The sequence below is a fragment of the Gordonia sp. Z-3 genome (genome assembly GCF_036233855.1).
Taxonomy (GTDB): domain Bacteria; phylum Actinomycetota; class Actinomycetes; order Mycobacteriales; family Mycobacteriaceae; genus Gordonia; species Gordonia tangerina.
On record NZ_JAZARS010000039.1, the window covers coordinates 1 to 3,392 of the forward strand.

Sequence of the window (3,392 nt, forward strand, 5' to 3'; positions counted from 1 at the left end):
TCGGCGGTGTCCTACTCTCCCACACTGGTTAGGGTGCAGTACCATTGGCGCTGGAGGGCTTAGCTTCCGGGTTCGGAATGGGACCGGGCGTTTCCCCTCCGCTATGGCCGCCGAAACATTGTGAAACCCACACAACGACGGGTTTGTTTATTGTTGTGTGTTGTTTCAGAAGTGTCATAGTGGATGCGAGCAACAACTTGTACTACTCAACGTCTTTGTTGGTGTTGAGTGTTGTTGTAAGTCCTCGGCCGATTAGTACCAGTCACCTACACACATTGCTGTGCTTCCAGTTCTGGCCTATCAACCCCATGGTCTGTAGGGGGCCTTAACCACTCGAAGGTGGTGAGAAACCTCATCTTGGAACAGGCTTCCCGCTTAGATGCTTTCAGCGGTTATCCCTTCCGAACGTAGCTAACCAGCAGTGCCCCTGGCGGGACAACTGGCACACCAGAGGTTCGTCCGTCCCGGTCCTCTCGTACTAGGGACAGGTTTCCTCAAGTTTCTAGACGCGCGCGGCGGATAGAGACCGAACTGTCTCACGACGTTCTAAACCCAGCTCGCGTGCCGCTTTAATGGGCGAACAGCCCAACCCTTGGGACCTACTCCAGCCCCAGGATGCGACGAGCCGACATCGAGGTGCCAAACCATCCCGTCGATATGGACTCTTGGGGAAGATCAGCCTGTTATCCCCGGGGTACCTTTTATCCGTTGAGCGACACCACTTCCACACGTTGGTGCCGGATCACTAGTCCCGACTTTCGTCCCTGCTCGACATGTACGTCTCACAGTCAAGCTCCCTTGTGCACTTACACTCAACACCTGATTGCCAACCAGGCTGAGGGAACCTTTGGGCGCCTCCGTTACATTTTGGGAGGCAACCGCCCCAGTTAAACTACCCACCAGGCACTGTCCCTGAACCCGATCAGGGTCCGAGGTTAGAAGTCCAATACGATCAGAGTGGTATTTCAACAACGACTCCACCCACACTAGCGTGCGAGTTTCACAGTCTCCCACCTATCCTACACAAACCGAACCGAACACCAATACCAAGCTATAGTGAAGGTCCCGGGGTCTTTTCGTCCTGCCGCGCGTAACGAGCATCTTTACTCGTACTGCAATTTCGCCGAGTCTGTGGTTGAGACAGCAGAGAAGTCGTTACGCCATTCGTGCAGGTCGGAACTTACCCGACAAGGAATTTCGCTACCTTAGGATGGTTATAGTTACCACCGCCGTTTACTGGGGCTTAAATTCTCAGCTTCACCACCGAAGTGATTAACCGGTCCTCTTAACCTTCCAGCACCGGGCAGGCGTCAGTCCGTATACATCGTCTTACGACTTCGCACGGACCTGTGTTTTTAGTAAACAGTCGCTTCTCTCTGGTCTCTGCGACCCACACCAGCTCACACCGCGAGGGCGGTCACCGGGATGGGTCCCCCTTCTCCCGAAGTTACGGGGGCATTTTGCCGAGTTCCTTAACCACAGTTCTCTCGATCGCCTTAGTATTCTCTACCTGACCACCTGTGTTGGTTTGGGGTACGGGCCGTGTACCAACTCACTAGAGGCTTTTCTCGGCAGCATAGGATCATGGAATTCGCCGCAACGGCTACGCATCACCTCTCAGGATATACGCGGCACGGATTTACCTATGCCACTCCCTACAGGCTTACACCAGTACAACCACTGACTGGCCCCACTACCTTCCTGCGTCACCCCATCGCTTGCCTACTACCAACCAAGGTCCCATGCAGCCCCATCCGGTCACCCGAAGGTGATCCATCAAGATTTGGATGGTTAGTACAGTTGATTCAGCATGGGCGCGGATACACGGGTACGGGAATATCAACCCGTTGTCCATCGACTACGCCTGTCGGCCTCGCCTTAGGTCCCGACTCACCCTGGGCGGATTAGCCTGGCCCAGGAACCCTTGGTCATCCGGCGGCAGAGTTTCTCACTCTGCTTTCGCTACTCATGCCTGCATTCTCACTCCCACACCCTCCACCACTAGATCACTCTGTGGCTTCCACGGATGCAGGACGCTCCCCTACCCACCCCACCCACTACACAGCCATCCGTAGACGACTGTGGATGTCATGGTGGAGTGCCGCGGCTTCGGCGGTGTACTTGAGCCCCGCTACATTGTCGGCGCAGGATCACTTGACCAGTGAGCTATTACGCACTCTTTCAAGGGTGGCTGCTTCTAAGCCAACCTCCTGGTTGTCTTCGCGACCCCACATCCTTTTCCACTTAGTACACGCTTAGGGGCCTTAGCCGGCGATCTGGGCTGTTTCCCTCTCGACTACGAACCTTATCGCCCGCAGTCTCACTGCAGTGCTCTCACTTACCGGCATTCGGAGTTTGGCTGACGTCAGTAACCTAGTAGGGCCCATCGGCCATCCAGTAGCTCTACCTCCAGTAAGAAACACACCACGCTGCACCTAAATGCATTTCGGGGAGAACCAGCTATCACGGAGTTTGATTGGCCTTTCACCCCTACCCACAACTCATCCCCTCCATTTTCAACTGAAGTGGGTTCGGGCCTCCACGACGTCTTACCGACGCTTCACCCTGGCCATGGGTAGATCACTCCGCTTCGGGTCTAGACCCAGCGACTCAACGCCCTATTCAGACTCGCTTTCGCTACGGCTACCCCACACGGGTTAACCTCGCCACCGAGCACTAACTCGCAGGCTCATTCTTCAAAAGGCACGCCATCACCCACCACCCACCAAAGGGTGCACAGGCTTTGACGGATTGTAAGCGTCCGGTTTCAGGTACTATTTCACTCCCCTCCCGGGGTACTTTTCACCTTTCCCTCACGGTACTCGTCCGCTATCGGTCACCAGGAAGTATTCAGGCTTACCGGGTGGTCCCGGCAGATTCACAGCAGATTCCACGAGCCCGCTGCTACTTGGGCACCCATCACGCAAGACCACAGGCTTTCAGCTACCGGACTCTCACCGACTACGGCAGACCATTCCAGGCCACTTCACCTAACCCACGGTTTTATCACTCACGCCCAGACAGGTAGATCCGGGAAGACAGGCCCCACAACACCACACACACAACCCCTACCCGGTATCACATGCGCATGGTTTAGCCTCCTCCGCTTTCGCTCGCCACTACTCACGGAATCACAATTGTTTTCTCTTCCTATGGGTACTGAGATGTTTCACTTCCCCACGTTCCCCCCACACCAGCTATACATTCACTGGGTGGTAACACGACATCACTCGTGCTGGGTTTCCCCATTCGGACACCCTCGGATCACAGCTCGTTTGACAACTCCCCGAGGACTATCGCGGCCTACCACGTCCTTCATCGGCTCCTGGTACCAAGGCATCCACCGAACGCCCTAAAACACTTACAACAACACCTACACCCACAGGGGCTCC

2 rRNA genes are annotated in these 3,392 nt (G+C 55.5%); both read right to left on the bottom strand.

The window, feature by feature from the left end:
* Nucleotides 1-115: ribosomal RNA gene (rrf, locus tag VX037_RS23610) — 5S ribosomal RNA — on the bottom strand; the annotation flags it as partial.
* Between the two features lie 117 nt (nt 116-232).
* Nucleotides 233-3,367, bottom strand: a 23S ribosomal RNA gene (locus tag VX037_RS23615).
* Between the last annotated feature and the right edge of the window lie 25 nt (nt 3,368-3,392).